Below are 22,069 nucleotides of genomic sequence, written 5' to 3' on the forward strand. Positions count from 1 at the left end.
GGCGTAAGACGTAAGACGTAAAAGCCGGTCAGAGTGCCGGCAGATGGCAGATGGTCGCTGATGGGTTGGTGTTGACGGTGCTGCGCCAGGCGGTCTCCGCCGGCGCAGCTTGCCTGGCAGGAAGGCGCTGATGAATTACGAACTCTTGTTTGATGCTGCAGCCGGAAAAACGGTGGCGCTGGCGATCATCGGTGTGGCCGGTTTTAACCACTCGCTTTTTTATTACGCGGCGCGGAGCGACAGGTTGAGCATTCGCGTGCTGTGCGGGCGGAATGTGCACAAGTGCGTGGCGGCTTACCGTGCGCTCGGCATTGCGGAAGAACGGATTGCCGTGTGCGAAAGCTATGCGGCGGGGATGAAAGCGTATCAGGCCGGGCTTTTTCTGGTGTTTGGCGATGCGCTGCTTGCCATGCGCATGCCCTTCGATGTGGTGATTGAAGGCACCGGCAAGCCGGAAGCGGCGGCAGCGCACGTCCTGGCCGCCATTGAAAACGGTAAGCATGTGGTCATGGTGACCAAGGAATCCGACTCGGTGGCGGGGCCGCTGTTCGCCCGCAAGGCGCGGGAAAAAGGCGTCGTCTACTCGCTGGCCGAAGGAGACCAGCCATCGCTGCTGATTGGTTTGTACACCTGGGCGCGCACAGCCGGGCTGACGGTGTTGAGCATCGGCAAGGCGAGTGAATACGATTTCATCTACGATCCGAAGACCGGCTCGATATGCGTCAATGGCCAGGAAATCGCCGTGCCGGATTTTGATGCCGTCTGGGCGCTGGGCGAGGATTGCCGTGCGACACTGGCGCGGCGGAGTCAGATGCTGTCCGCGGTCAGGCAGCGGGCGATCCCCGACCTGACCGAGATGGGCATCGTGCTCAACCATCTGGAGGGCTTTGCGCCGGATGTGCCGGCCTTTTACTGCCCGATCGCGCGTGCCGTCGAAATTCCCGATCTCATGTGCGCTGAACGCGATGGCGGGATTTTTGCGGATAACGGGCGCATCGACGTCGTCAACCTGCTCCGCCGCGAGGACGAACAGAGCCTGTGCGGCGGTGTGTATGTCGTCGTGGCGTGTGATGATGAGGCCACCTGGCGGGTGCTGAAGGAAAAAGGCGTTCCCGTCAGCCGCAACGGCAAGACCGCGCTGGTTTATTACCCAGCGCATTATCTTGGCTTTGAGGCGATCTTCAGTATCTTGTCTTGCGCGCTGCTTGGTATGCCGACCAGTACCCGTCATCCGCGGCCGCGTTACGATGTTGTTGCGCGCGTGACGGCGCCGCTCCGGCGGGGAACGGTGTTCGCGGCGCAAGGGCATCATCATGAAATTGCCGGCCTGGAAGGTATTTTGCTGCCGGCCGAGCCGATCGCCGGAAATCGCCAGCTGCCGTTCTACCTTGCCGATGGCGCGCAGCTCAAATGTGACGTCCGGCCCGGGCAACTGCTGACGGCTGATATGCTCGAAATACCAGGCGATCCATTGCTCTGGAGGCTGCGCAGGGAACAGGATGCGCTCTTCTTTACGTGTGAATTTGAGGGAGCACGCGCGCCGAATTTCCCGTAAAACGAGGGCGTCACCTGCAACAATCTGCCGCGTAGTTGATGGCGCCCAGGATCCGCACGCTCATTGACGGGGCGCTGGATCACTTCAATGCCTGCCGAGCAAGGTGCCGGGGGGGTGTCCAGCGCGGCATTGCGATTGCGGCGGGCAGGGCAAAAATGTCTTCTCCGTGCATCGCGCAATGCGTGTCGCCGCAAGCCACGCGTTAACCGGGGTTGCAGACCGTGGCATGCAAGCCGGCAGCGGGTTCTCATGCGGCGAATAATGCGGGTTCGGGGTGTGCCTTTTCGGCTTTCTGGACGGATGGCGCATGAAAAAATTTGTCCGCTTCCACACGCATTTTTTGACCCTAAAAGCAAAGATCAGGCGGTGTAGTGCGCTGGATGGCGGTGGACTGCATGTCTGTAATTTACAAATACAAGTGTTTACGTTTGAATTTTTTTGTTTTATATTTGATGCAAAATTATCTGAAATAAATACTAATGAGGACAAATATGGCGCAGATGCAGACGCTTTCAATTCGATTGCCGGATGAGGATTTTCAGTGGTTATTGTCGGCACGTCCGGAAACGGGTAAAACGCCGAGTGAAAAGCTGCGTGCTTTGGTTGCCGGCAGTCGTCAACAGGATGTGGAACGCGCGGATCCGGAGATGTGCGCTGAGTCGATGAAAGGATTGGTGCAGGCGCTGGTAAATTCGGTGGCCGTCTGGGAGCGCCGTAGTATGCGGCATTCGGAACTGGTCGGTGCGGTGCTGGAAACCGTGCCGCAGCTGATGGCGATTCTGGCTTCATCAATGCCTGTCAGCGAAACGGCGGAGGCGGGCGAAACGATGGCAAAAGAACTGGAGGCGGCGCTCGCCCAGCAATGCTTCCGCTTGCTGACGCGGATTTTGCGTGCGGCGGTGACTTCTGCGCCGGAAGTTTACGAGCGGGAATCCATCGAACGCTATCTGCCGGGCATCGTCGAAATTATGGAAATCATTGCAACCCGTAGAGAGAAGGAGCGTAAAAATGGCTGACAGCATTACAACCCGTATTTCCCGTCTGATTGCCGGCGGTGCGCATGCCTTGCTTGATCGTGCCGAAAATCTGGCGCCGGAAGCGTCGATGATGCAATCGATACGCGAAATCGAACAGGTTGCCGATGAGGTTCGCGGCGATTTGGGTCGGGCTGAAGCCGGAAAACACCTGGCATTGAGCCAGATGGCGCGCCTGAACACCGAGCATGAAACACTCTCTGCCCAGATTGACGCCGCTTTGGCAAATGGCCGTGAAGATCTGGCGCGAACGGCGATTGGCCGCCAGGCGGATATTGAAGATTTGCTGCCAGTGTTGCAGAAAAATTTCGATGAGCAGTCTGACCAGGCAAAAGAGCTGGAGAGTTATGTCGTTGCGCTGCTTGCCAAAAAACGTGAATTGGAACAACTGCTTGCTGATTATCATGCGCGTCTGGGCCGTGCGCCTTCAGCGGCGGATGTTGTGGAAACCCGTGATGACGGATACGGACGTCAGATGCGCGCGGACGGCGCGGCGGCTGCATTTGGCCGGGTATTGGGGCGTCAGACCGGGGCGACCGGGCTGACCTCCGGGCTGGTGGGGGATGCGGGCAGACTCAAGGAAATCGCCGAACTGCAACGCAAGCATCGGATCAGTGAGCGTCTGGCAACGATCAAGGCGGCCAAGGCGCTGCCGGATGCGTCTGTACCGGATTGACCTAACCGGAAGTTGCGATGGAACTCTTTTTTGTCCCGCAATCCTGGCCTTTCCTGCTGGCGCTCATGTTATTGATTGCCCTGGCGGTGATCGAGGGGCTGGCGCTGTTGCTTGGCTTCAGCCTTTCGGGCTGGCTTGATGATCTGATCCCCGATCCGTCGGCGGGTGAGGGTGGCGATTTCTTCGATTCGTGGCTTGGCTGGCTGCATGTTGGCGAGGTGCCAGTGTTGATTATTTTCGCCATCTTGCTGACGTCGTTCTCGGTGTTTGGCTTTGTGCTCAATGGCCTCGTTCAGGCAGTGTTTGGCTTCTATTTGCCGAGTTTCGTCGCGGCGGTCGCCGCCTTTTGCGGCGCCCTGCCGGTCGTGCGCGTTTCTGCCGCAGCCATTGCCCGCCTCGTCCCCTACGACGAAAGTAGCGCCGAGCCGCTGGAAAATCTGGTCGGGCATGTGGCGGTCATCATCAACGGCACAGCGCGCAAAGGGTATCCTGCGCAGGCGCGGGTCAAGAATGCACACGGCCGGACGCTCTATGTCCATGTCGAGCCGGATGGCGAAGATGTTTCACTCAATTCCGGTGAATCGGTGCTGCTGGTTAAACAGATTTCCGGTTCGCGTTTTCTGGCGATTGCCAATCCGCATCCGGAGTTGTTGTAACCCCCTGATGCAGGAAAATTTGCGTTGATTTCATAACCAGTTTTTAAGGGAGCTATGATGAATCTCGTCACGATCGTTGTTCTGGCCGTCGCCATTCTCGTCGGCCTGCTGCTTGTCGGTTTAGTGCTTTCGCGCCTTTATCAGCGCGCTTCGAAGGAGCTGGCTTTTGTGCGGACGGGGCTGGGTGGACAAAAGGTCGTCATGGACGGTGGCGCCATTGTGCTTCCGGTCTTCCATGAGATCGTGCACATCAATATGAATACCCTCAAGCTCGAAGCGTCCCGCGCCGGAGCGGATAGCCTGATTACGCTTGATCGTCTGCGTGTCGACGCCGTCGCAGCCTTCTTTGTGCGCGTCATCCCCAGTTCGGAAGGCGTTGCCAATGCAGCGCAAACGCTGGGGCAACGAACCATGGCGCCCAATTCGCTGAAGGAGCTGGTCGAAGACAAGTTCGTCGATGCGCTGCGCGCCGCGGCGGTTTCGATGAGCATGCACCAGTTGCTCGACAAGCGCGCCGATTTCATTCAGGCGGTGCAGAATGCCGTCTCCGAGGATTTGCTGAAAAATGGCCTGGAACTTGAATCGGTCAGCCTGACCCGTCTTGACCAGACACCGATCAAATTCTTTGATGCCCAGAACGCTTTTGATGCCGAAGGCCTGACCAAGCTGACGCAACAGACGCAGCAGCGCGCCAAGGAACGCAACGAAATCGAACAGGATACGTCGGTGGCGATCGCCCAGAAAAACTACGAGGCGACCCAGCTCAAGCTCAATATCGAAAAAGAAGAGACGTTTGCCACCTTGCAGCAGCAACAAGAGGTGGCAGAGCGCCATGCCCAGCAGGCGGCTGAAGTGGCGGCGGTGACGGCGCAGCGTGAGCGCGAGGCGAAGCAGGCCAAGATCGACGCCGAACGTTTGGTGCAGGAGGCGGAGGTCGAAAAGGATCGTGCGGTTCAGCAGCGCCAGATTGAGGCCGACCGTGAAGTGAAGGTAGCGAAGATCGAACAGGAAAAGCGGACGACGCTTGCCGATCAGGACAAACTGATCTCTATCGCCGAGAAATCGAAGGCGCAGTCTGAGGCCGAAAAGCAGGCCAATGAAGCGCGCGCTTTGGCCGCGCGCGCCGAGGAAGAGGTTAAGACGGCGCGCGAAGTGGCGATTGCCGAGCGCGAAAAGCAGATTGCCATCGTCGCTGCTGAGCAGACGGCGCAACAGGGCGCTATCGGCATTCGCATTGCGGCCGAGGCGGAAAAAGATGCCGCAGAAAATCATGCCGAGGCGGTCAAGATCAAAGCCGAAGCGCAGCAGGTTCAGTATCAGGTCGAGGCCAACGGCATCGAAATGCGCAATGCCGCACTGAATACGCTGGCGGCCGAGCAGATTGCCATGCAAATCAAGATGAAGCTGCTCGACGCCTTGCCCGGAATCATTATGGCGTCGGTGAAGCCGATGGAAAAAATCGACGGTATCAAGATTGTGCAGGTCGACGGCCTGAATCGTGGCGGCCGCGGCGCGGCGGGCGAAGCGGCTTCTACCGGCAGCGGCAATCTTGCCGAGCAGGCGGTTTCGGCGGCGTTGGCTTATCGTGCGCAGCAGCCGATTCTCGATGCCGTATTAGGCGAGATCGGTATGAAAGGCGGCGATCTCAATGGTCTGGTTGAAGCGGTGCGTCAGGAGATTGCGCCATCGCCCAAGGAAGACAATTCACCGTCAAAGAAACGCTAGAAGCAATGTAGGCCCGGACAGGACACCCATACTGTCCGGCAAAATTGCAGGCGCTTTATGCCCGCGCCGTCTCTTGACGATTGTGCGCCCCATTTTCGTCAGAGGTCGGGTCGAGGTGCGCGATTTTACTGTACTGGGAGCGCGCTACTGGATGGTTCTGGGGCAGGGCCTCGCTTATCCGGCCTATCATAGCCGTGTGCTGCAGCGAATCCACGAGCGCTTTTAGCACATTCCCGAAGGGTTGCCGACTCACAGATGCGATTTGATTTTTGCACGCGTTATTTTCCGGATGAAGCGCATTGCCGCCGGCACGGTTGTTGAACCGGCAGGCGGCTTGGGCGCTGTGTCGCCGTTATGGTTTTGCGGCGGGCTTGTGCTGGACCCAGAGCACGTCGCCGCGGCCGGACGCCCGGTTCAGCGTGCGACCGAGGACGAACATCAGATCGGACAGGCGGTTGAGGTATTTGCGCGCGTATTCGGAAAGCGGCTCGTTGTTGCCGAGACTGACGACGCGGCGTTCAACGCGGCGGCAAACCGAGCGGACAAGGTGTGCCAGCGCTGCGGCACGCGTGCCGCCGGGCAGAATGAATTCCTTGAGTGGCGGCAGTTCGGCGTTAAAGTCGGCAACCAGTTGTTCGAGGCGCAGAATGTGCGTCTCGCCGATGGTGGCATAGCCGGGGATGGAAATTTCACCGCCCAGATCAAACAGATCGTTCTGCACTTGCAGCAAGGGCTGGCGGATGGTTTCCGGCAGATCTTCGGCAAGCAGTACGCCCAGCGTCGAGTTGAGTTCATCGACCTCGCCGATGACATCGATGCGCTGGCAGTCTTTGGGGACGCGCGACCCATCGCCGAGGCCAGTGGTGCCGGCATCGCCGGTACGGGTGACAATTTGTGAGAGACGGTTGCTCATAGGACTATTCCCAAGGAAAATAGATGGAAGACGGTAGAAAAAAGCGGTGTCTCATACCGTGATCTGATTATAGCGGAAGGCGTCGGTGCGGATACCGACTCAATGGAATATGCAGGAAGATGTTAAAAAAGCAGACGGCGATTAGTATTGATGCCTGTGTTGCGCAGCATCAGGGCGACCGCGCCGAACAACAGGATCGTGTGGTCCTGCTTTCGCACCCGAGCGGTGACGTTGTGCTGGCCGTTGTGGCGGATGGCATGGGCGGTCATGCCGGCGGGGCGCTTGCCGCACAGCAGGTCATCCATACGGCACGCGGCAATTTCGAGCGTTATTTTGTACGCCATGAATCGCCGCAGCAGCTGTTCGAAGCCAATATCAACGAAGCGCACATGCTGATCAAAGCCCTGCGCTTCGTCAATGAAAAAGACCCGCACAGCACGGCCGTGATGCTGCTGCTGCAATCCAATAAGGCGACTTGGGCGCACTGTGGCGACAGCCGCCTGTACCATTTCCGCGGGAAGCGTCTGCTATCGAGAACAACGGATCATTCCTATGTCGAATTTCTGGTGGCGAATGGTTTGCTTTCGCCGAACGAGGCGGAAAAACATCCGCGCCGTAATGTGCTCGTAACCTCGCTGGGCGGTATCGAAGCACCGTATATTGATTATGGAGAAGCGAACGATCTGCGGGCGGGGGATGCTTTCTTGCTGTGTTCGGACGGTCTCTGGGATTACTTTACGGATGCGGAGCTTGGCCTGGTTGTCGCCAAACTATCCGCGCGTAGGGCGTGTGATGCGCTGATTGCCCAGGCAAGGGTGCGGGCGCAAGGCATCGGGGACAATGTTTCGGTGGCGGTGCTCAAGTTGGTGGGGAATCAACCGCCCGCGCGCCCGACGGATTCCCGCAAACGCAGGGGAACTTCCAAATCTTCCAGGCGGCATAAGCCTGCGGATGCGAAATAACTGGAAGATGGCGAGCCAGGCTGGGATAGGGCGGGAAAACGCGGGGAAGGGTGGGAAAAAGCAAGAGAAGGCGGGAGAAATGACTTGGCGAAGTGGCTTGGATGGCGATTGCTGAGGAAATACCCGGTCGGAACGGCGCAGAGTCCGGCCGCCAGTTAATCTCACCGCTTTGATTATTGGCCGGAATGTTGACCGGGATTGGCCTTGTTGGGCGAGCGTTGACCACCCAGCAGCGCAGCAAGTGGCTTGCGCTTGCGGTCAAGGCCGGGGGCGGCGGATGCCCGTGTTTGCCCGGCGGCAGACGGTGCGCTCTGCCTGGGTTCGTAGGGTTTGCTGAAGTCAAAGCCGTCGGGCGCAATCGTGCTGATCGGCGCTGGTGCTCCAGATACCTTGACCGCGCGGCGTCCGCGCGTCGATGATGTGGCGGATACCTCGTAACCAGCTGTACGCGACGAGCGTTTTTTCTTTCCGCTCGGCGGGTATTCATAGTCCTCATCCGGCGCATAACCGGGAATGATGATCTGCTCGATGGGTTTTTTGATGAGCTTTTCGATATCGACAAGATAGCGCACCTCATCGGCAGTGACCAGGGAAACGGCGGTACCGTGCTTGCCGGCGCGCCCGGTGCGGCCGATGCGGTGGATATAGTCTTCGGGCGTATGCGGCAGCTCGTAGTTGATGACATGCGGCAGATCGTCGATATCCAGCCCGCGTGCGGCAACGTCGGTGGCAACGAGTACGTGCGTCGTGCCTTCCTTGAAGGATTCGAGTGCTTTCAGACGATCGGTCTGGCTCTTGTTCCCGTGGATTGAATCTGCGGCGATGCCGGCCCGCTGAAGTTCCCGGGCAAGCCGGTTGGTCTCGATTTTCGTCCGTGTGAAGACCAGCACTTGCGTGAACTCTTTCGAACGCAGCAGCTTGACGAGCAGTGCGCGTTTGGCGGTGGCTGCGACCGGGTGCACGCGATGTTCAATGGTTTCCGATACCGTATTGCGCTGTGCGACTTCGATTAGCGTCGGAGCGTGGAGCATCTTGTCGGCGAGCTTTTTGATTTCTTCCGAAAAAGTGGCCGAGAACAACAGGCTTTGCCGCTGTGCGGGCAGCAGTTTGATGATACGTGTGACATCGGGGATAAAGCCCATGTCGAGCATGCGGTCGGCTTCGTCAAGGACCAGCGCCTGTACTTGGCCAAAATTCAGGCATTTTTGCTCGACCAGATCGAGCAGGCGGCCAGGGGTGGCGACAAGCACTTCGACGCCGCGGCGGATTTCTTCGATCTGCGGTTTGATGTCGACACCGCCGAAAGTGCACAGACTGCGGATCGGCAAATATCTGGCGTAAGTCACGACAGACTCGTAGACCTGAATGGCCAGCTCTCGCGTCGGTGCAAGAATGAGGACGCGTACGGGATGGCGTGCGGGTGAGGGGCTGTTGCTGGTGAACGGCAGGATGCGTTGCAGAAGCGGCAGCGCGAACGCCGCTGTTTTGCCGGTGCCGGTCTGGGCACCGCCCATGAGATCACGTCCGGAAAGTACGATGGGGATGGCTTGCGCCTGGATCGGCGTCGGCTGCGTGTAACCCTCGTCGGCAATGGCTTTCAGGAGTTCTGGCGCGAGGCCGAGTTCATCAAACCGCATCGGGAGCGCCTGTAGGTAAATGATGCAAATACATGGACATAGGCGATGGATTATACACGCATAGATATAGTGTATCCGGCTGACGACGCACACGCCGCCGCCATGTCATTTGGGGGCGGACAAGCGATACCTCTGTCCTTATAATGGCATTTTTCGTTCTGAAGGAATAAAAAATGCGTAAAACATGGCTGGCAATTTCGCTAACGACGCTGGGCGCCTTTGTCTTTTCTTCCTCACTGATTGCTGCGCCGGCGCGTGGCAAGGCCAAGGCGCCTCGTAAAGCGCCAGCTGCTGCCGCGCCGGCAAGCGGCCCGGCTGAAATTGCGCTCGGCCATCAGCTCGAAGAAGATCGCGTGGCACGCATCATGCCCCTGATCGATGCATTCAACAATCAGCATAAAGACGTGCGGGTGACGCTGGTGCGCCGCGCGGCGGGCGAAGCGCCCAAACAGTTGAATCTGGTGACGAGCGCCGAACGGGAACAGTTCATCGCACAGCGTGCGCACTTCAAACCGCTGCATGCGATCATGAAGGCGGCCAAAATCCCGTTCGATGCCCGTAAGCTCTCGCCTGCCTTGCGCGAAGGCCTGGTCGATGGACGCGGCCAGTTGTCGGCCCTGCCGCTGGCATTTTCGACGCCGGTGCTCTATATCAACAAAGCCGCGTTTCGCAAGGCGGGCCTGAATCCCGACACGCCGCCGAAGACCTGGGAGCAGATGCAGGATACGGCGGGCGCCCTGTACGCTTCGGGCGTCACCTGCCCCTTCACGACTTCATGGCCGGTGTGGGTATTTATCGATAACCTGAGCGCTTGGGACGGCGTCAGCGTCAGCGATGCCAAAGGACGGCCGATGTTCAACAGCCTGCCGCAGGTCAAGCACATCGCCATGATGGCTTCCTGGGTTAAAGCCAATTATTTCCATCCGGCCGGTCGCCGCGACGAGGGCGATAAGCGCTTTACCAGCGGCGAATGCGCAATGCTGACCAGCACCTCCTCGCTCTATCCGCAGCTGCTGGCGAACAAGACGGTCGAAGCAGGCGTTTCTGCGTTGCCGTATCACGATGATGTTTATGGCGCGCCGAAAAACACGCTGGCCGACGGCGCCTCACTGTGGGCGCTCGACAAACTCAGCCCTGCGGAAACCCGCGGTGTCGCACAGTTTGTGAACTATCTGCTCAGCCCGGAAGTGCAGATTAACATGACGACGGCCGGCGGTTTCCTGCCGCTGACACCCGTGGCCAAGGCGACTGCCTCCAGCCGTCTGCTGAACCAGGATATGGCGGCGCTGAGCGTGGCGGAAGGACAGTTGAGCCAGCATGCCGTCATGCCGAAGCTGCGTCCGGCGCAGAACGAACGGATGCGTATCGTGATCGACGAAGAGCTGGAAGCCGTCTGGGCGAATCGCAAACCGGCCAAGGAAGCGCTGGATAACGCCGTGGCGCGGACGCAAGCGCTGTCGTCTGCGGGCGCACGTGCACCGGCAAAGGGCAAGCGCCGCAAATAAGCCCGCTTTCACTTCGCCCGGTCGCCTCGCCGGTGGCTGCGTCCGGGTTGAAAACCCCGCCCGTGCGGCGGGGTTTTTGTTAGTGCTGCGCCAGCGTGGCCTAATCCTTTTTTGCCCGGTTGCTGCGCGCCGTCGCTGCGGGCGGCGTGGGCGGAGCCATTCGGCAGTGTTAGAATCTGCAACCCATCTGCAACCCTTATGCTTCTTCCGTAACGCCTTCTTCCGTCTCGGGAAAAATCAATGAAAAGCGCTGAAATCCGCGAAAAATTCCTTAAATTTTTTGAATCCAAAGGGCATCAGATTGTCGCTTCCAGCTCGCTGGTGCCCGCCAACGACCCCACGCTCATGTTCACCAACAGTGGCATGGTGCAGTTCAAAGACGTGTTTCTTGGCACCGACAAACGCCCCTACAACCGCGCCACCAGTGTGCAGGCCTGCCTGCGCGCGGGCGGCAAGCACAACGACCTAGAAAGCGTCGGTTACACGGCGCGCCACCATACCTTCTTCGAGATGCTGGGCAACTGGAGCTTTGGCGATTACTTTAAGAAAGAAAGCCTGCAATGGGGCTGGGAACTGCTCACCCAGGTGTATGGCCTGCCGCCCGAGCGCTTGCTCGCCACCGTCTATCACGAGGACGACGAAGCCTATGACATTTGGACGAAAATCATCGGCCTGCCGCCCGAGCGCGTGATCCGCATTGGCGACAACAAGGGCGGCAAATACAAAAGCGACAACTTCTGGATGATGGCCGATACCGGCCCCTGCGGCCCGTGCAGCGAAATCTTTTACGACCACGGCCCGCACATCCCCGGCGGCCCCCCCGGCAGCCCCGATGAGGACGGCGACCGCTTCATCGAAATCTGGAACCACGTGTTCATGCAGTTTGAAATGCACGAAGATGGTAGTGTCACCAAACTGCCCGCGCCCTGCGTCGATACCGGCATGGGGCTGGAGCGCGTGGCCGCCATTTTGCAGGGTGTGCACAGCAATTACAAAATTGACCTGTTCCAGGCGCTTATCCAGGCCGCTGCGCGCGAAACCGGCGTGCCCTACAGCCAGGATGTGCCCAGTCTGAAAGTGATTGCCGACCACATCCGCGCCTGCGCCTTTCTGATTGCGGACGGCGTCATTCCCAGCAACGAAGGCCGCGGCTACGTGCTGCGCCGCATCATCCGCCGCGGCATCCGACACGGCTACAAGCTGGGGCAGAAGCAGCCCTTCTTCTACAAACTCGTGCCTGATCTGGTACGGGAAATGGGCGGTGCCTACCGGCACCTGGCCGAGCAGGAGGCGCACATCACCGAAACGCTCAAGGCCGAGGAAGAACGCTTCTTCGAGACGCTGTGGAAAGGCATGCTGGTTTTAACTACCTCTATTGCTGCGAAGTATGCAGAAAAACAGAATATTAAAAATCTGGTTCCTTATCCAATTAGATATCCCAATTATTCCTTTGAATATTACGTTGGTGATTTAGATGGGAATCAGGTGGATTTTGCTCATATTGAAAGCTCAACGCCAGATCGTGATCTTGAAGCTGCTAAAAATGTTAATAAGCTCAATAAACCAAAGCGTCCGCTATATTCTAGTATAAGGGGATGTCCTAAATTTGAATCCAATGACCCAAACACTTGTATCCATTCGGTTCCTGTCATTCTCCCAGGCGACGTGGCCTTCAAACTGCACGACACCTACGGCTTTCCGCTTGATCTGACGCAGGACGTGTGCCGCGAGCGCGATGTGACGGTGGATGTAGCCGGTTTCGATGCTGCCATGCAGCAGCAGAAAGACGCTGCCCGCGCCGCCGGCAAGTTCAAGATGGATAAGCTGCTCGAATATGAAGGCGAAGCGGGCGTCTTTACCGGCTACGAGGAAATGGCCCACGACGCTTGCCGCGTCGTTGCGCTGTACGCCGATGGCGCCAGCGCGAACGAACTGAAAGCGGAGCAGGCCGGCGTGGTCGTGCTCGACACCACGCCTTTCTACGCCGAAAGCGGCGGCCAGGTGGGTGATGCCGGCCGGCTCACCGCCCCCGGCGTGGTGTTTGATGTGGCCGACACGCAAAAAATCAAGGCCGGCGTGCACGGCCATCACGGTGTGCTCACACAGGGCGTGCTCAAGGTAGGCGATGCCGTGCAGGCGCAGGTCGATGCCGCGCGCCGCGCCGCCACCATGCGCAACCACAGCGTCACTCACCTCATGCACAAGGCCCTGCGCGAAGTGCTGGGCGATCATGTGCAGCAAAAAGGCTCGCTGGTCGATGCGGATAAAACCCGTTTCGACTTCACGCACGGCGCGCCCGTCACGCCGCAGCAGATCGCCGAAGTCGAGCGCCGCGTAAATGCCGGAATCCTCGCTAATACCGCCACTCGGGCGCGCCTCATGACTATTGATGAGGCTCGCACAACTGGCGCCATGATGCTCTTTGGCGAAAAATACGGCGAGACCGTGCGCGTCCTCGATATTGGCGACAGCCGCGAATTGTGCGGCGGCACGCATGTGGCGCGCACGGGCGATATCGGCCTGTTCAAGATTGTGGCCGAATCCGGCGTCGCTGCCGGCATCCGCCGCGTGGAAGCCATCACCGGCCTCAATGCCCTGCACTGGGCGCAGGCGACCGAAGGCACCGTGCAGGCCGCCGCCGCCGCCCTGCATACGCCTGCCGCCGATCTGGAAGGTCGGCTGCAGCAAACGCTTGACCATGTCAGGGCGCTGGAAAAAGAAATTGCCATGCTCAAGGGCAAGCTGGCCGCCTCGCAAGGCGACGAACTCGCCGCCCTGGCGGTGGATGTCGGCGGCGTCAACGTACTGACCGCGCGGCTGGACGGGGCCGACGCCAAAACCCTGCGCGAGACGCTGGACAAACTCAAGGACAAACTCAAAACCGCCGCCATCGTGCTCGCCGCCGTGGAGGGCGACAAAGTGCAACTGGCCGCCGGCGTGACCAAAGACCGCGTGGGCAAAATCAAGGCCGGCGAACTCGTCAACTTCGTCGCCCAGCAGGTTGGCGGCAAAGGCGGCGGCAAGCCCGACATGGCCATGGCCGGCGGCAGCGCGCCGGACAAGCTGCCGGAGGCGCTGGCTTCGGTCAAGGACTGGGTCGCATCCCGCCTTTGATTCCGGAATTTTGCCCGTGAACCCGATGGATACCTGATGGATAGGCGATAAAGCGATACATGAGGGCGGTGCATACGGTGCCGCCCTCCGTTTTTTGTAACCATGCCGCTCATGCCGTCTTCTCTGGTCATTCACTCATGCTGTCCATTCCGCCTATTTCATTTATTTCGTCCATTCGCTGGTACCCGTTTTTACGCTGGCGGTGCGCATGGGCAGACGGGGCGCGGAGAATGCATAAGGAACTGACATGACGCACCGGCCTTCGACCACCGAGCAGATCGTTATCCGCGGCGTGCGCCACAATATCCGGCATTGGCGTGTTCCGGCCGGGCGGGATGGACACGCAGGGCAGGATGCGCCTGTCGTCTTTTTCCTGCATGGCTGGATGGATGCCTCGCCGACCTTCCAGTTCGTCGTCGATGCGCTGCTGTCCGACTGGCATGTCATCGCGCCAGACTGGCGCGGCTACGGCGATTCGGAATGGCTCTTGCGTCCGTACTGGTTTTCCGATTACTACGCCGACCTGCACGAAATTCTTGCCTACTATTCGCCCGAACGTCCGGCGCGGCTGGTTGGCCACAGCATGGGCGCAAACATTGCGGCGATTTATGCCGGCGCTTGTCCAGGGCGCGTTGCGCAGCTGGTCATGCTTGATTTTCTCGGCTTAAAACCGGCGGTCAATGATGCGCCGGTGCTGATCGGCAAATGGCTGCGCCATCTTGCCCGCACACCGGCGGGCAGCGTGTATGCCGACAGCGAAGCATTCGCCGCCCGCTTCATGCAAATGAATCCACGCCTGAGCCGGGCGCGGGCACAGTTTCTGGCGCGGCACCTTGGCCGTCGCCGTGACGATGGCCGGATCGAAATGGCCTGCGATCCTTGGCATCGCGTACCCTCGCCGTTGCCTTACCACGCCGAGGACAATCTGGCGAGCTGGCGACGGATTGCCGCGCCGGTGTTGCTGGTGATTGCCGATCATGGCTACGCGATGCTGCGTTTCGGCAGCGACCCGGCGGAATTCAAGCGGCGCGTCGATTGCTTCCGCGATGTACGCCTTGTGCGGGTTGCCGAAGCTGGACACAATCTCCAGCATGATCAGCCGGAACGCGTCGCTCAAGCGATTGAGGCCTTCCTGACGCGGGATTAAAGCGCCTTCCTTCGCCAAAATACGGCGTTGCCGTGTTGGTCAGGCCTTGCCGTATTGCTCAACCTGCTTCTGCCGCACTCGCCGGCAAAAGCGCCCCGAAAACCCGCGCAAACAGGTCAGAAAACATAAATCGCGCTGAAGCCCTTTAAACACAAGGGCTTCAGCGCATCAAAAAACATAATGACTGCTTCGCTCGCTTTTTTAAAGGGGAGCTGCCCAAAGGGCTGAGGGGTTAACAGCCTATTTTTTACACGGCAAAGTCGAGCCGCTATATTTTGGTTGTCTCAAATATGGGTGCCTTGCCCGTTAGCCCTTTGTTTATAAGGGTTCCAGAGGCGCCTGCCCGGAGCGCCTTCATCCATGCAGGTTTTGGAAGTACCCGCCCGCAAACACCCTATCCACGCGGGGTTCATAAATGTGCCCCGAAAGCCTCATAGCGGCTCGACTTTGCCAAAAGACAAGGCGGCGAGCCGCTGACAGTACGAGTAGTACGGCAAGGCGAAGCCAACGCCGTATTTTGGCAAAGGAAGCCGCTATTTCAGAGCGGGCGCGGGGCGGCTTGGCGGAATCAAGGGCTTGATTGTTTGAGCGTGAGCGAGTTAATCAAGCCCGCCGCCAAGTAACCCGCGACAAGGAGTCTTCTGCGCCTGGGGTCGCCTTTCTTTGCTAACTTTCTTTGGCGAGATAAAAAAAGAAGGTAGGAAAGTCAGCGGGGTGCGCTGCCGCTCAGCGCAACGGCATCAAGAGATGTTTTGTGGGTGGAAGTCAGCGCGCATGCTGTGGCGATTCTTGTTTTTAGTTTCAGGGTAGCTGCCCGCTAGCCCGCGTATTTAGGGCATCTCCGAGGGGGATGCTCTGAAGCCCTTATAAACAGTGCATCTCCGGGCGCCATGCCGGCAAACGCGTTATTTATAAGGGCTTCAGAGATACCTGCTCGCAAACGCCCTATCCACGCGGGTTTCCAGGCATATCTTTCCGCGTATTCATAACGACGAAGCACCCAAAAACCCCTTAGGCGCAGCCGCAGGCGCGGGGCGGCTTGGCGGAAGCAAGGGCTTGATTGTTTGAGCGCAGCGAGTTAATCAAGCCCGCCGCCAAGCGGCCCGCGGCAAGGAGTCTTCTGCGCCTGGGGTCGCGTTTCTTTACTGACTTTCTTTGGCGAGGCAAAGAAAGTCAGCGGGGCGCGCTGCCGCACAGCGCTACAGCATCAAGAGGAGTTCCGTGGGTGAAAGTCGGCGGGCAGGCTATGGCGATTCTTATTTTTTAGTTTCAAGGCACCTGCCTGCCCGCCCGTGTATTTAGGGCATCTCCAGCGCCCATGCCCTGAAGCCCTTTATTTATAAGGGCTCCAGAGGCGCCTGCCCGGAAACGCCCTATCCACACGGGCCTCCGGGCAGCCTCTTGGAAACGCTTTTCCCACGCGGTAAAGTGGCGGCTCCGGGCAGTGACAGCCATTTCATCATCTATAACAAGGAGTCTGTGATGCGCACCATGAAGATCGGAAAGTCGGGCGTGGAGGCATCCGTTGTCGGGATCGGCAGTTGGGCGATTGGCGGCGACAGCATGTGGGGGGCGAGCGATGATGCGGAGTCTATCCGCACCATCCATCGCGCCCGCGAACTGGGCGTCACCCTGCTGGATACGGCGCCGGTATATGGCTTCGGTCATAGCGAGGAGGTCGTCGGCAAGGCGCTGGCCGGGCGACGCAGCCAGTACGTCCTGTCAACCAAATGCGGTTTGCGCTGGGATATTCAGGAAGGCGGGCTGCATATGGAACGCGACGGCGCGCGTATCGTGCGCAATACCCGCCCGGAGTTCATCGCCCAGGAAATCGAAGCCAGCCTGCGTCGCCTGAAGACCGACTATATCGACATTTATATCGTCCATTGGCAGGCGCAGCCGGAATATCCCTGCCCGATTGCCGATACCATGGGCTGTCTGCTCCGGCTCAAGCAGCAGGGGAAAATCCGCGCCATTGGCGCCTCGAACCTTGACGAAGCCCATTTCAGGGAGTACGTCGCCGCCGGACAGCTCGATCTGATCCAGGAAAAATACAGCATGCTCGATCGCGACGCCGGCGAGCGTCTGTTCGGCTTGTGCGACGAATATGGCGTGACTTTCCAATGCTATTCCCCGCTCGAACGCGGCATCCTGACCGGCAAGATCACGCCCGAATCGCCCGTATTCATGGGGCTGGCGCGCAGAAAGATCAAATGGTTCGCGCCGGAAAATCTGGCGAAGATCGGCGCCTTGGCCGAAAAATGGGCGCCGCTGTGCAAAAAATACGCCTGCACCATGACGCAGCTGGTTATTGGCTGGACGGCGGCGCAGGGCAACGGCCGCAATATCAATGTGCTATGCGGCGCCCGCAAGGCTTACCAGATTGAGGACAATGCCAAAGGCGGCGACGTGGTGCTCGATGCGACCAATATTGCCGCCATGCGCCGCGATGTCGAAGCCATCGCCTGAGGTCTGATCGCTGAATATCCGGCGGCTCGGCCCGTTGGGCCGGCTATGCATGGGGTATGGATGCGGGATGCACTATACCCTATGCTTCTGCGATCACCGCCCGCCGCCACCCGCCATCCGTTCGATGATGCGGCGTTGTGCATAGCCGTAAGGCGGCGTGTCCGATGGTTGGCAGGCTGCGCTGCTGATGGCTTGTCGCGCGGCCTTATAGTTATAGACGTCGGATTTTTTCCAGCAGCGCGGTCGTTGATTTCTGGTGGATAAAGGGGATGGAGACCGTACGCCCGCCCCAGGCGGCGACTTCGGTGTGGCCGACGATCTTTTCCGTCGGCCAGTCGCCGCCCTTGACCAGGACATCGGGGCGGCATTCCAGGATGCGTTCGATGGGCGTGTCTTCCTCGAACCAGGTGACGAGCGAAACGCTTTCCAGCGCGGCGATTACCGCCAGCCGGTCGGCCAGCGTATTGACCGGGCGGTCATCGCCTTTGCCCAGCCGCCTGATCGAAGCGTCGGAATTGAGCGCGACGATCATGGAGGCGCCCAGCGCCCGCGCTTGCGCCAGCAAGGTGACGTGACCGCGGTGCAGGATGTCGAAGCAGCCGTTGGTGAACACCCGCGGGCGCGGCAGTGCTGCGAGCGCGGCGGGCAGGCCTTCCGGCGCGACGATCTTTGCCTCGAAGTCAGCCGCAAGAACGGGGGCGGGAACGGGCACGGGCACGGGGGCGCGTAGGTGAGTGAATGAATCGGCTTGCCAATGTCTAGTTCTTGCTCGCCGCGTCTTCTCTGGGCCTGTTCTTGTCGCGGCTCGCTTCAAGCTCAAGCTCCTTGACTCGTTCGACGGTGACGATTTCCATCAGGTTGACCACCTTCTTGACGCCGGAAGTCGTTCGCGCGACTTGAACGGCGGCATCGGCCTCCGACTGGGTGACGATGCCAAGCAGGAACGCCGTACCGGCCTCGGTGACAACCTTGACGTGCACAGGATTGAACTTGCCGGTATCCACCGAGCGGCTCTTGATCTTGGAGGTGATGAAGGCGTCATTGCTGCGATTGACGAACGAGGATGAGGGCGCGATGGCGAGCTCGTTATACGTATTTTTCACGCCGGGAATGGCGCGGACGATGCTGTCAACTTCGGCCTTGGCCGCTTCGTTGTAGGCTTCGCCGGTCAGCAGCACCGCATGATTGTAGCTGGTGACATTGACGTGCGCGCGATTACCGAGTTTTTCTTCGATGCGGGCGAGGGCTTTCCATTCAATGGCTTCGTCATCGGTCTGTGTGCCGACCGAGCGGCGGTCGATGGCGGCCAGCACGCCGACGGTTGCGCCCGTGGCGACCAGGGGGATGCAGCCCTGCAGGGCAGGCAGAAGAGCGGCACAGGCGGCCAGGGAGAGTAACAGTTTCCGTTTCATGCTTCGACTCCTAACAGAAGAGAATCAATGGCATCGCACAGGCAATGCACAGTCAGCAGGTGAACTTCCTGAATGCGTGCGGTGCGCTTGGCCGGCACGCAGATGTGAATATCGCCCTCGCGCAGTATGCCGGCGATCTTGCCGCCGCCTTTGCCTGTCAGCGCAACAACGTGCAGATCGTTGTCATGCGCGGCGCGGATTGCCTCGACAATGCTGGGCGAGTTGCCGGAAGTGGAGATGGCCAGCAGCACGTCGCCCGCTTGTCCCAGTGCACGCACCTGGCGTTCAAAAACCTGGTCATAGCCGTAATCGTTGGCGACGGCGGTCATGATTGAGCTGTCGGTGGTCAGGGCGATGGCCGACATGCCCTGCCGCTCGACCTCAAAGCGGCCGACCAGCTCGGCGGCGAAATGCTGGGCGTCGGCAGCCGAACCGCCGTTGCCGCAGGCCAGTAATTTGCCGTTGCCGACCAGGCAGTCGGTCATCAGCTTCGCCGCCTGGGCAATCGGGCCGGCCAGCGTTGCACCGGCTTCGAGCTTGATCTGGGCGCTGTCGGTGAAATGCTGTCCGATTCGAGAAATCAAATCCATGATGAACTCAAGCTGATACGGGAGCCGTTAGTCTAACACCATCTTGCCGACAGGCCGGCGGGATCGGTGGGCCGGCATGGGATGACGGAAAGGGAAAGCCTGTACTCGGCGTGGTTATCCGGCGTTCATCTCCGGCGTTCATCTTTGTTTGGCTTTTGCGGCGGGCGCATCGTGTTTTTTCTGGGGGTCGGTATCCTGGCCAGCGTCGCTTTTTTTGCTTTCCTGTGCGGACTGTGCAGTGGCCATTGTGACCGGTAGCGGGCTGGCCGCACGCAGATTCACATCGCGCGTCGGGAAAGGAATGTTGATGCCGGCCGCGGCAAGCCGCTTCTCGATCATAAAGCGCAGGTCGCTGTCGATGCGCCGTCCATTCGTATGCGCGCCGAGTTCGATCCAGAAAGTCATGGCGATGTCGAGGCCGCTGTCGGCGAAACCGTCGAAATAGACTTCGGGCGCCGGGCTCTTGAGTACCTGCCCATGCGCCTGTGCGCATTCCATAATGATATTGGCGGCATCGCGCACTGGCGCGCCGTACTCGATTTGCAGGCCGATTTCGCGGCGCAGACGCGGATCGGAATAGGTCCAGTTGATGACCTGGTTTTCCAGCACGTTGGAGTTGGGGATCAGCGCCTCGGTGCCGTCAAAGGCTTTTACCGTCGTTGCGCGCAGGTCAACGTTGGTGACCGTGCCGGTCACGTCGCCGATGACGACGATATCGCCGACGCGCACCTTGCGCTCAAAGAGCAGAATGATGCCGCTGATGAAGTTTTTGATGATCGTCTGCGTACCAAAACCGACGCCGATCGCCAGCGCGCCGCCGACGAAGGTGAACACCGTCAATGGAATTCGCGCCAGATTGAGAATGGAGACGGCGAGCAGTACCGAAACCGAGATCATCAGCCAGCGGCGCGTAACGGAAGCAACCTGGGCATTGACATTGCCGCGTTCGACGAGCAAAGCGAGGATGCGTTTGGTGATGCGCGCAAACAGCCAGTAACCGAGGCCGAACAGAAAAATGGCGCCGATGCTTTTGCCTACGGTGATGCCATAACTGATCGTGATTTTCTGGCCGTCCGCCTGCGAAATGTCCTCGACGGTGAACAGCTCGTAATTCCAGACGGAGTAGGCGACGCGTTTGGCGGTTTGCCAGAGATCGTTGAGGCGCAATCCGGCGAGCGCGCTTTCATTGTTCTCTGCCCCCGTGAAGTCGCCAATCCAGCGCGCCGTTTCCTGGTTGATCCTGCGTGCCAGTTGGGCGATGCGGTCGTAAATGGTGAGCGCATTGCGGTACAGCGAAAGTACTTCTTTCTCCGCCGCGATTTGTGCCGACCCGCCCTGCATCAGGCTGGTCGTGCGTGCTTCCAGGTCGGCGATTATCGCGCGCAGATTTTCCTGGTTTATGGCAATTTGCTGCCAGCGGTTGTCCTTTTTATCTTTCGTGTTCAGGCTGGCGGCAATCTGGCGCAGGGCGTTGAGGGCGCTCTGGCGCACCTCGGCGGTGCTGTCGGCGGCCAGCAGGAGAATGCGCTGTTCCCAGGCATCGGCGTGAAATTGCTCCAGCAGTTGCAGGGTGCGCAGGCCTTCCAGCGCCATGCTATCGGCGCGCAGCGCCTGGTCGATAAAAGCAAGGCGCGAAGCGTCATTGCCGTTTTTCGATGCAGCAAGCAGGCGCTGCCGCTCGGCCAGGCGTTTGGCATGACGGGCGGCCACCTGGTCGACCTCGGTGGATGCCTTGTCCTGCGCGGTGCGCAGGGTGTTCCGGATTTCATTCAGGTTACTTTCCGAGAGCGCTTGCGCCGGCAGGACGCGGGCGACGATGTGCTTCATTTCTTCGATGCGCTGCCTGACGCTGCTGATCTGCGCCTGCAAATAATCCTGGTCGGCGGCGCTGGCCGCCAGTTCGACTTCGGCCGCCTGTTTTTTCAGTTCGGCGATTTCCTGGTTGCGGCGATTGGCCTCGGTTTTTTCATGAGCGGCCTTGTCGCTGGTTAGGCGCACTTCTTCATTGGCCTTGCGCAGGCGTTCGCTGAGAAACTGTTTTTCCGCTTCCCGCATCTGGACGCTGTTTTGCAGCGATTGAAGATGGTCCTGCTGCGTATCCAGTTCATCGCGCAGCGCATCGACGCGCAGGGCCGAATAGGGTGGCTTTTCACCCAATGCCTTGACGGACGGCAGCGTATCTACGGGGGTTGATGCGGTGTTTTTGAGTGCGGCCAGATCGTTGAGTCGCCAGAGCTTTTCATTGCGGAAATAGAGCTGGATGTCGAGCAGGCGCTGACGTTCTTCCTTGTCGGCGGCTGCGGCCGCATCAGCGGGTTGGAGCGCGGCGTTTTCTTCCAGCTTCTGCCGGACTTCGTCGAGATCGGCTTCGGCCTGTCGGCGTAATTCATCCGACGATTGGTCAGTCGCCGCCTTGTCTTCCGTCTGATTGTCCTTTTTGACAATATTCAGAAGCGATGCCTGTGCTGCCGCAGGGGCAATAAAGGCAGGCGTGAGCAAAACGGTCAGTGCGACCAGACAAACGGAAACCAGCAGGCGGAAAGGCTTCATGGGCGAATGGCGTTGGCGTAAGAACGCAGGCATGAAAATGAGACGATGGAATATTAAAACATGATTGCGGAGTAGGCGCGGTTGCTGCGGTGCATTGATGGCTCGACTCTGAATTGCGTCTGGC

Annotated in this window: 17 protein-coding genes; 11 read left to right on the forward strand and 6 right to left on the reverse strand. The window is 59.4% G+C overall.

The genetic code is table 11. The features are described 5' to 3' along the window. The first annotated feature begins 130 nt into the window (after positions 1 to 130). From ABCS64_RS01530 to ABCS64_RS01555, 6 genes are all read left to right on the forward strand, one after another. Positions 131 to 1,555 (forward strand): hypothetical protein, encoded by a 1,425-nt coding sequence (locus tag ABCS64_RS01530; RefSeq protein WP_418890179.1) that lies wholly within the window; start codon positions 131 to 133, stop codon positions 1,553 to 1,555. 307 nt (positions 1,556 to 1,862) lie between these two features. Beyond that, the gene (locus ABCS64_RS01535) at positions 1,863 to 2,087 is read left to right on the forward strand and encodes a hypothetical protein (protein ID WP_418890180.1); all 225 of its coding nucleotides are present in this window, start codon (positions 1,863 to 1,865) and stop codon (positions 2,085 to 2,087) included. Beyond that, positions 2,047 to 2,571 (forward strand): hypothetical protein, encoded by a 525-nt coding sequence (locus ABCS64_RS01540; RefSeq protein WP_418890181.1) that lies wholly within the window; start codon positions 2,047 to 2,049, stop codon positions 2,569 to 2,571. Before ABCS64_RS01535 ends, ABCS64_RS01540 begins: the two co-directional genes overlap by 41 nt. After that, on the forward strand, positions 2,564 to 3,265 hold the full coding sequence (locus ABCS64_RS01545) for a PspA/IM30 family protein (RefSeq protein ID WP_418890182.1): 702 nt from the start codon (positions 2,564 to 2,566) through the stop codon (positions 3,263 to 3,265). Before ABCS64_RS01540 ends, ABCS64_RS01545 begins: the two co-directional genes overlap by 8 nt. A gap of 17 nt (positions 3,266 to 3,282) precedes the next feature. Beyond that, the gene (locus tag ABCS64_RS01550; RefSeq protein ID WP_418890183.1) at positions 3,283 to 3,921 is read left to right on the forward strand and encodes a YqiJ family protein; all 639 of its coding nucleotides are present in this window, start codon (positions 3,283 to 3,285) and stop codon (positions 3,919 to 3,921) included. A 54-nt stretch (positions 3,922 to 3,975) separates the two neighbouring features. Continuing rightward, positions 3,976 to 5,646 carry a flotillin family protein gene (locus tag ABCS64_RS01555; protein WP_418890184.1) on the forward strand — a complete coding sequence of 557 codons (1,671 nt, stop codon included), beginning with the start codon at positions 3,976 to 3,978 and terminating at the stop codon, positions 5,644 to 5,646. Between the two features lie 352 nt (positions 5,647 to 5,998). On the opposite strand, the gene ABCS64_RS01560 is transcribed toward ABCS64_RS01555, so the two are convergent. Beyond that, the gene (locus ABCS64_RS01560; protein WP_418890185.1) at positions 5,999 to 6,559 is read right to left on the reverse strand and encodes a cob(I)yrinic acid a,c-diamide adenosyltransferase; all 561 of its coding nucleotides are present in this window, start codon (positions 6,557 to 6,559) and stop codon (positions 5,999 to 6,001) included. Positions 6,560 to 6,678: 119 nt separating this feature from the next. Between ABCS64_RS01560 and ABCS64_RS01565 the strand changes: the two genes are divergently transcribed. Continuing rightward, positions 6,679 to 7,521 (forward strand): PP2C family protein-serine/threonine phosphatase, encoded by an 843-nt coding sequence (locus tag ABCS64_RS01565; protein WP_418890186.1) that lies wholly within the window; start codon positions 6,679 to 6,681, stop codon positions 7,519 to 7,521. A 173-nt stretch (positions 7,522 to 7,694) separates the two neighbouring features. Here ABCS64_RS01565 and ABCS64_RS01570 read toward each other — a convergent pair whose 3' ends face one another. Next, a complete protein-coding gene (locus tag ABCS64_RS01570; RefSeq protein WP_418890187.1) occupies positions 7,695 to 9,158 on the reverse strand; it encodes a DEAD/DEAH box helicase in 1,464 nt (487 codons plus the stop codon). Between the two features lie 173 nt (positions 9,159 to 9,331). Between ABCS64_RS01570 and ABCS64_RS01575 the strand changes: the two genes are divergently transcribed. The 4 genes from ABCS64_RS01575 to ABCS64_RS01590 all read left to right on the forward strand — a co-directional run bounded on the left by ABCS64_RS01575 (position 9,332) and on the right by ABCS64_RS01590 (position 17,393). Continuing rightward, a complete protein-coding gene (locus tag ABCS64_RS01575; RefSeq protein WP_418890188.1) occupies positions 9,332 to 10,663 on the forward strand; it encodes an extracellular solute-binding protein in 1,332 nt (443 codons plus the stop codon). A gap of 240 nt (positions 10,664 to 10,903) precedes the next feature. After that, entirely contained in the window at positions 10,904 to 13,777 is a 2,874-nt protein-coding gene (gene alaS / locus ABCS64_RS01580) for an alanine--tRNA ligase (protein WP_418890189.1), read from the forward strand. Between the two features lie 247 nt (positions 13,778 to 14,024). Beyond that, a complete protein-coding gene (locus ABCS64_RS01585) occupies positions 14,025 to 14,924 on the forward strand; it encodes an alpha/beta fold hydrolase (protein ID WP_418890190.1) in 900 nt (299 codons plus the stop codon). Between the two features lie 1,401 nt (positions 14,925 to 16,325). Beyond that, positions 16,326 to 17,393, forward strand: coding sequence for an aldo/keto reductase (locus tag ABCS64_RS01590; protein WP_418890191.1), 1,068 nt, complete (start codon positions 16,326 to 16,328; stop codon positions 17,391 to 17,393). Positions 17,394 to 17,604: 211 nt separating this feature from the next. On the opposite strand, the gene ABCS64_RS01595 is transcribed toward ABCS64_RS01590, so the two are convergent. The 4 genes from ABCS64_RS01595 to ABCS64_RS01610 form a co-directional block, all read right to left on the reverse strand. Continuing rightward, positions 17,605 to 18,111, reverse strand: coding sequence for an adenylyltransferase/cytidyltransferase family protein (locus ABCS64_RS01595; RefSeq protein ID WP_418890192.1), 507 nt, complete (start codon positions 18,109 to 18,111; stop codon positions 17,605 to 17,607). Positions 18,112 to 18,151: 40 nt separating this feature from the next. Then, complete coding sequence (locus ABCS64_RS01600; RefSeq protein ID WP_418890193.1) at positions 18,152 to 18,805, reverse strand: BON domain-containing protein; 654 nt, start codon at positions 18,803 to 18,805, stop codon at positions 18,152 to 18,154. Then, positions 18,802 to 19,395 carry a phosphoheptose isomerase gene (locus ABCS64_RS01605; protein ID WP_418890194.1) on the reverse strand — a complete coding sequence of 198 codons (594 nt, stop codon included), beginning with the start codon at positions 19,393 to 19,395 and terminating at the stop codon, positions 18,802 to 18,804. The genes ABCS64_RS01600 and ABCS64_RS01605 overlap by 4 nt, the downstream gene beginning before the upstream one ends. Before the next feature lie 138 nt (positions 19,396 to 19,533). Then, positions 19,534 to 21,945, reverse strand: a complete 2,412-nt coding sequence (locus ABCS64_RS01610; protein WP_418890195.1) for a mechanosensitive ion channel domain-containing protein — start codon at positions 21,943 to 21,945, stop codon at positions 19,534 to 19,536. Between the last annotated feature and the right edge of the window lie 124 nt (positions 21,946 to 22,069).

Source organism: Dentiradicibacter hellwigii, from assembly GCF_041770905.1.
In the GTDB taxonomy this organism is placed as follows: Bacteria; Pseudomonadota; Gammaproteobacteria; order Burkholderiales; family Rhodocyclaceae; genus Propionivibrio; species Propionivibrio hellwigii.

What these genes read in the sequence shown, in the direction of transcription:
- ABCS64_RS01540 (WP_418890181.1), top strand. Translation starts at nt 2,047, where the DNA reads ATGGCGCAGATGCAGACGCTTTCAATTCGATTGCCGGATGAGGATTTT.
- alaS (WP_418890189.1), top strand. Translation starts at nt 10,904, where the DNA reads ATGAAAAGCGCTGAAATCCGCGAAAAATTCCTTAAATTTTTTGAATCC.
- ABCS64_RS01550 (WP_418890183.1), top strand. Translation starts at nt 3,283, where the DNA reads ATGGAACTCTTTTTTGTCCCGCAATCCTGGCCTTTCCTGCTGGCGCTC.
- ABCS64_RS01555 (WP_418890184.1), top strand. Translation starts at nt 3,976, where the DNA reads ATGATGAATCTCGTCACGATCGTTGTTCTGGCCGTCGCCATTCTCGTC.
- ABCS64_RS01600 (WP_418890193.1), bottom strand. Translation starts at nt 18,805, where the DNA reads ATGAAACGGAAACTGTTACTCTCCCTGGCCGCCTGTGCCGCTCTTCTG.
- ABCS64_RS01570 (WP_418890187.1), bottom strand. Translation starts at nt 9,158, where the DNA reads ATGCGGTTTGATGAACTCGGCCTCGCGCCAGAACTCCTGAAAGCCATT.
- ABCS64_RS01565 (WP_418890186.1), top strand. Translation starts at nt 6,679, where the DNA reads ATGTTAAAAAAGCAGACGGCGATTAGTATTGATGCCTGTGTTGCGCAG.
- ABCS64_RS01545 (WP_418890182.1), top strand. Translation starts at nt 2,564, where the DNA reads ATGGCTGACAGCATTACAACCCGTATTTCCCGTCTGATTGCCGGCGGT.
- ABCS64_RS01560 (WP_418890185.1), bottom strand. Translation starts at nt 6,559, where the DNA reads ATGAGCAACCGTCTCTCACAAATTGTCACCCGTACCGGCGATGCCGGC.
- ABCS64_RS01530 (WP_418890179.1), top strand. Translation starts at nt 131, where the DNA reads ATGAATTACGAACTCTTGTTTGATGCTGCAGCCGGAAAAACGGTGGCG.
- ABCS64_RS01605 (WP_418890194.1), bottom strand. Translation starts at nt 19,395, where the DNA reads ATGGATTTGATTTCTCGAATCGGACAGCATTTCACCGACAGCGCCCAG.
- ABCS64_RS01575 (WP_418890188.1), top strand. Translation starts at nt 9,332, where the DNA reads ATGCGTAAAACATGGCTGGCAATTTCGCTAACGACGCTGGGCGCCTTT.
- ABCS64_RS01535 (WP_418890180.1), top strand. Translation starts at nt 1,863, where the DNA reads ATGAAAAAATTTGTCCGCTTCCACACGCATTTTTTGACCCTAAAAGCA.
- ABCS64_RS01610 (WP_418890195.1), bottom strand. Translation starts at nt 21,945, where the DNA reads ATGAAGCCTTTCCGCCTGCTGGTTTCCGTTTGTCTGGTCGCACTGACC.
- ABCS64_RS01585 (WP_418890190.1), top strand. Translation starts at nt 14,025, where the DNA reads ATGACGCACCGGCCTTCGACCACCGAGCAGATCGTTATCCGCGGCGTG.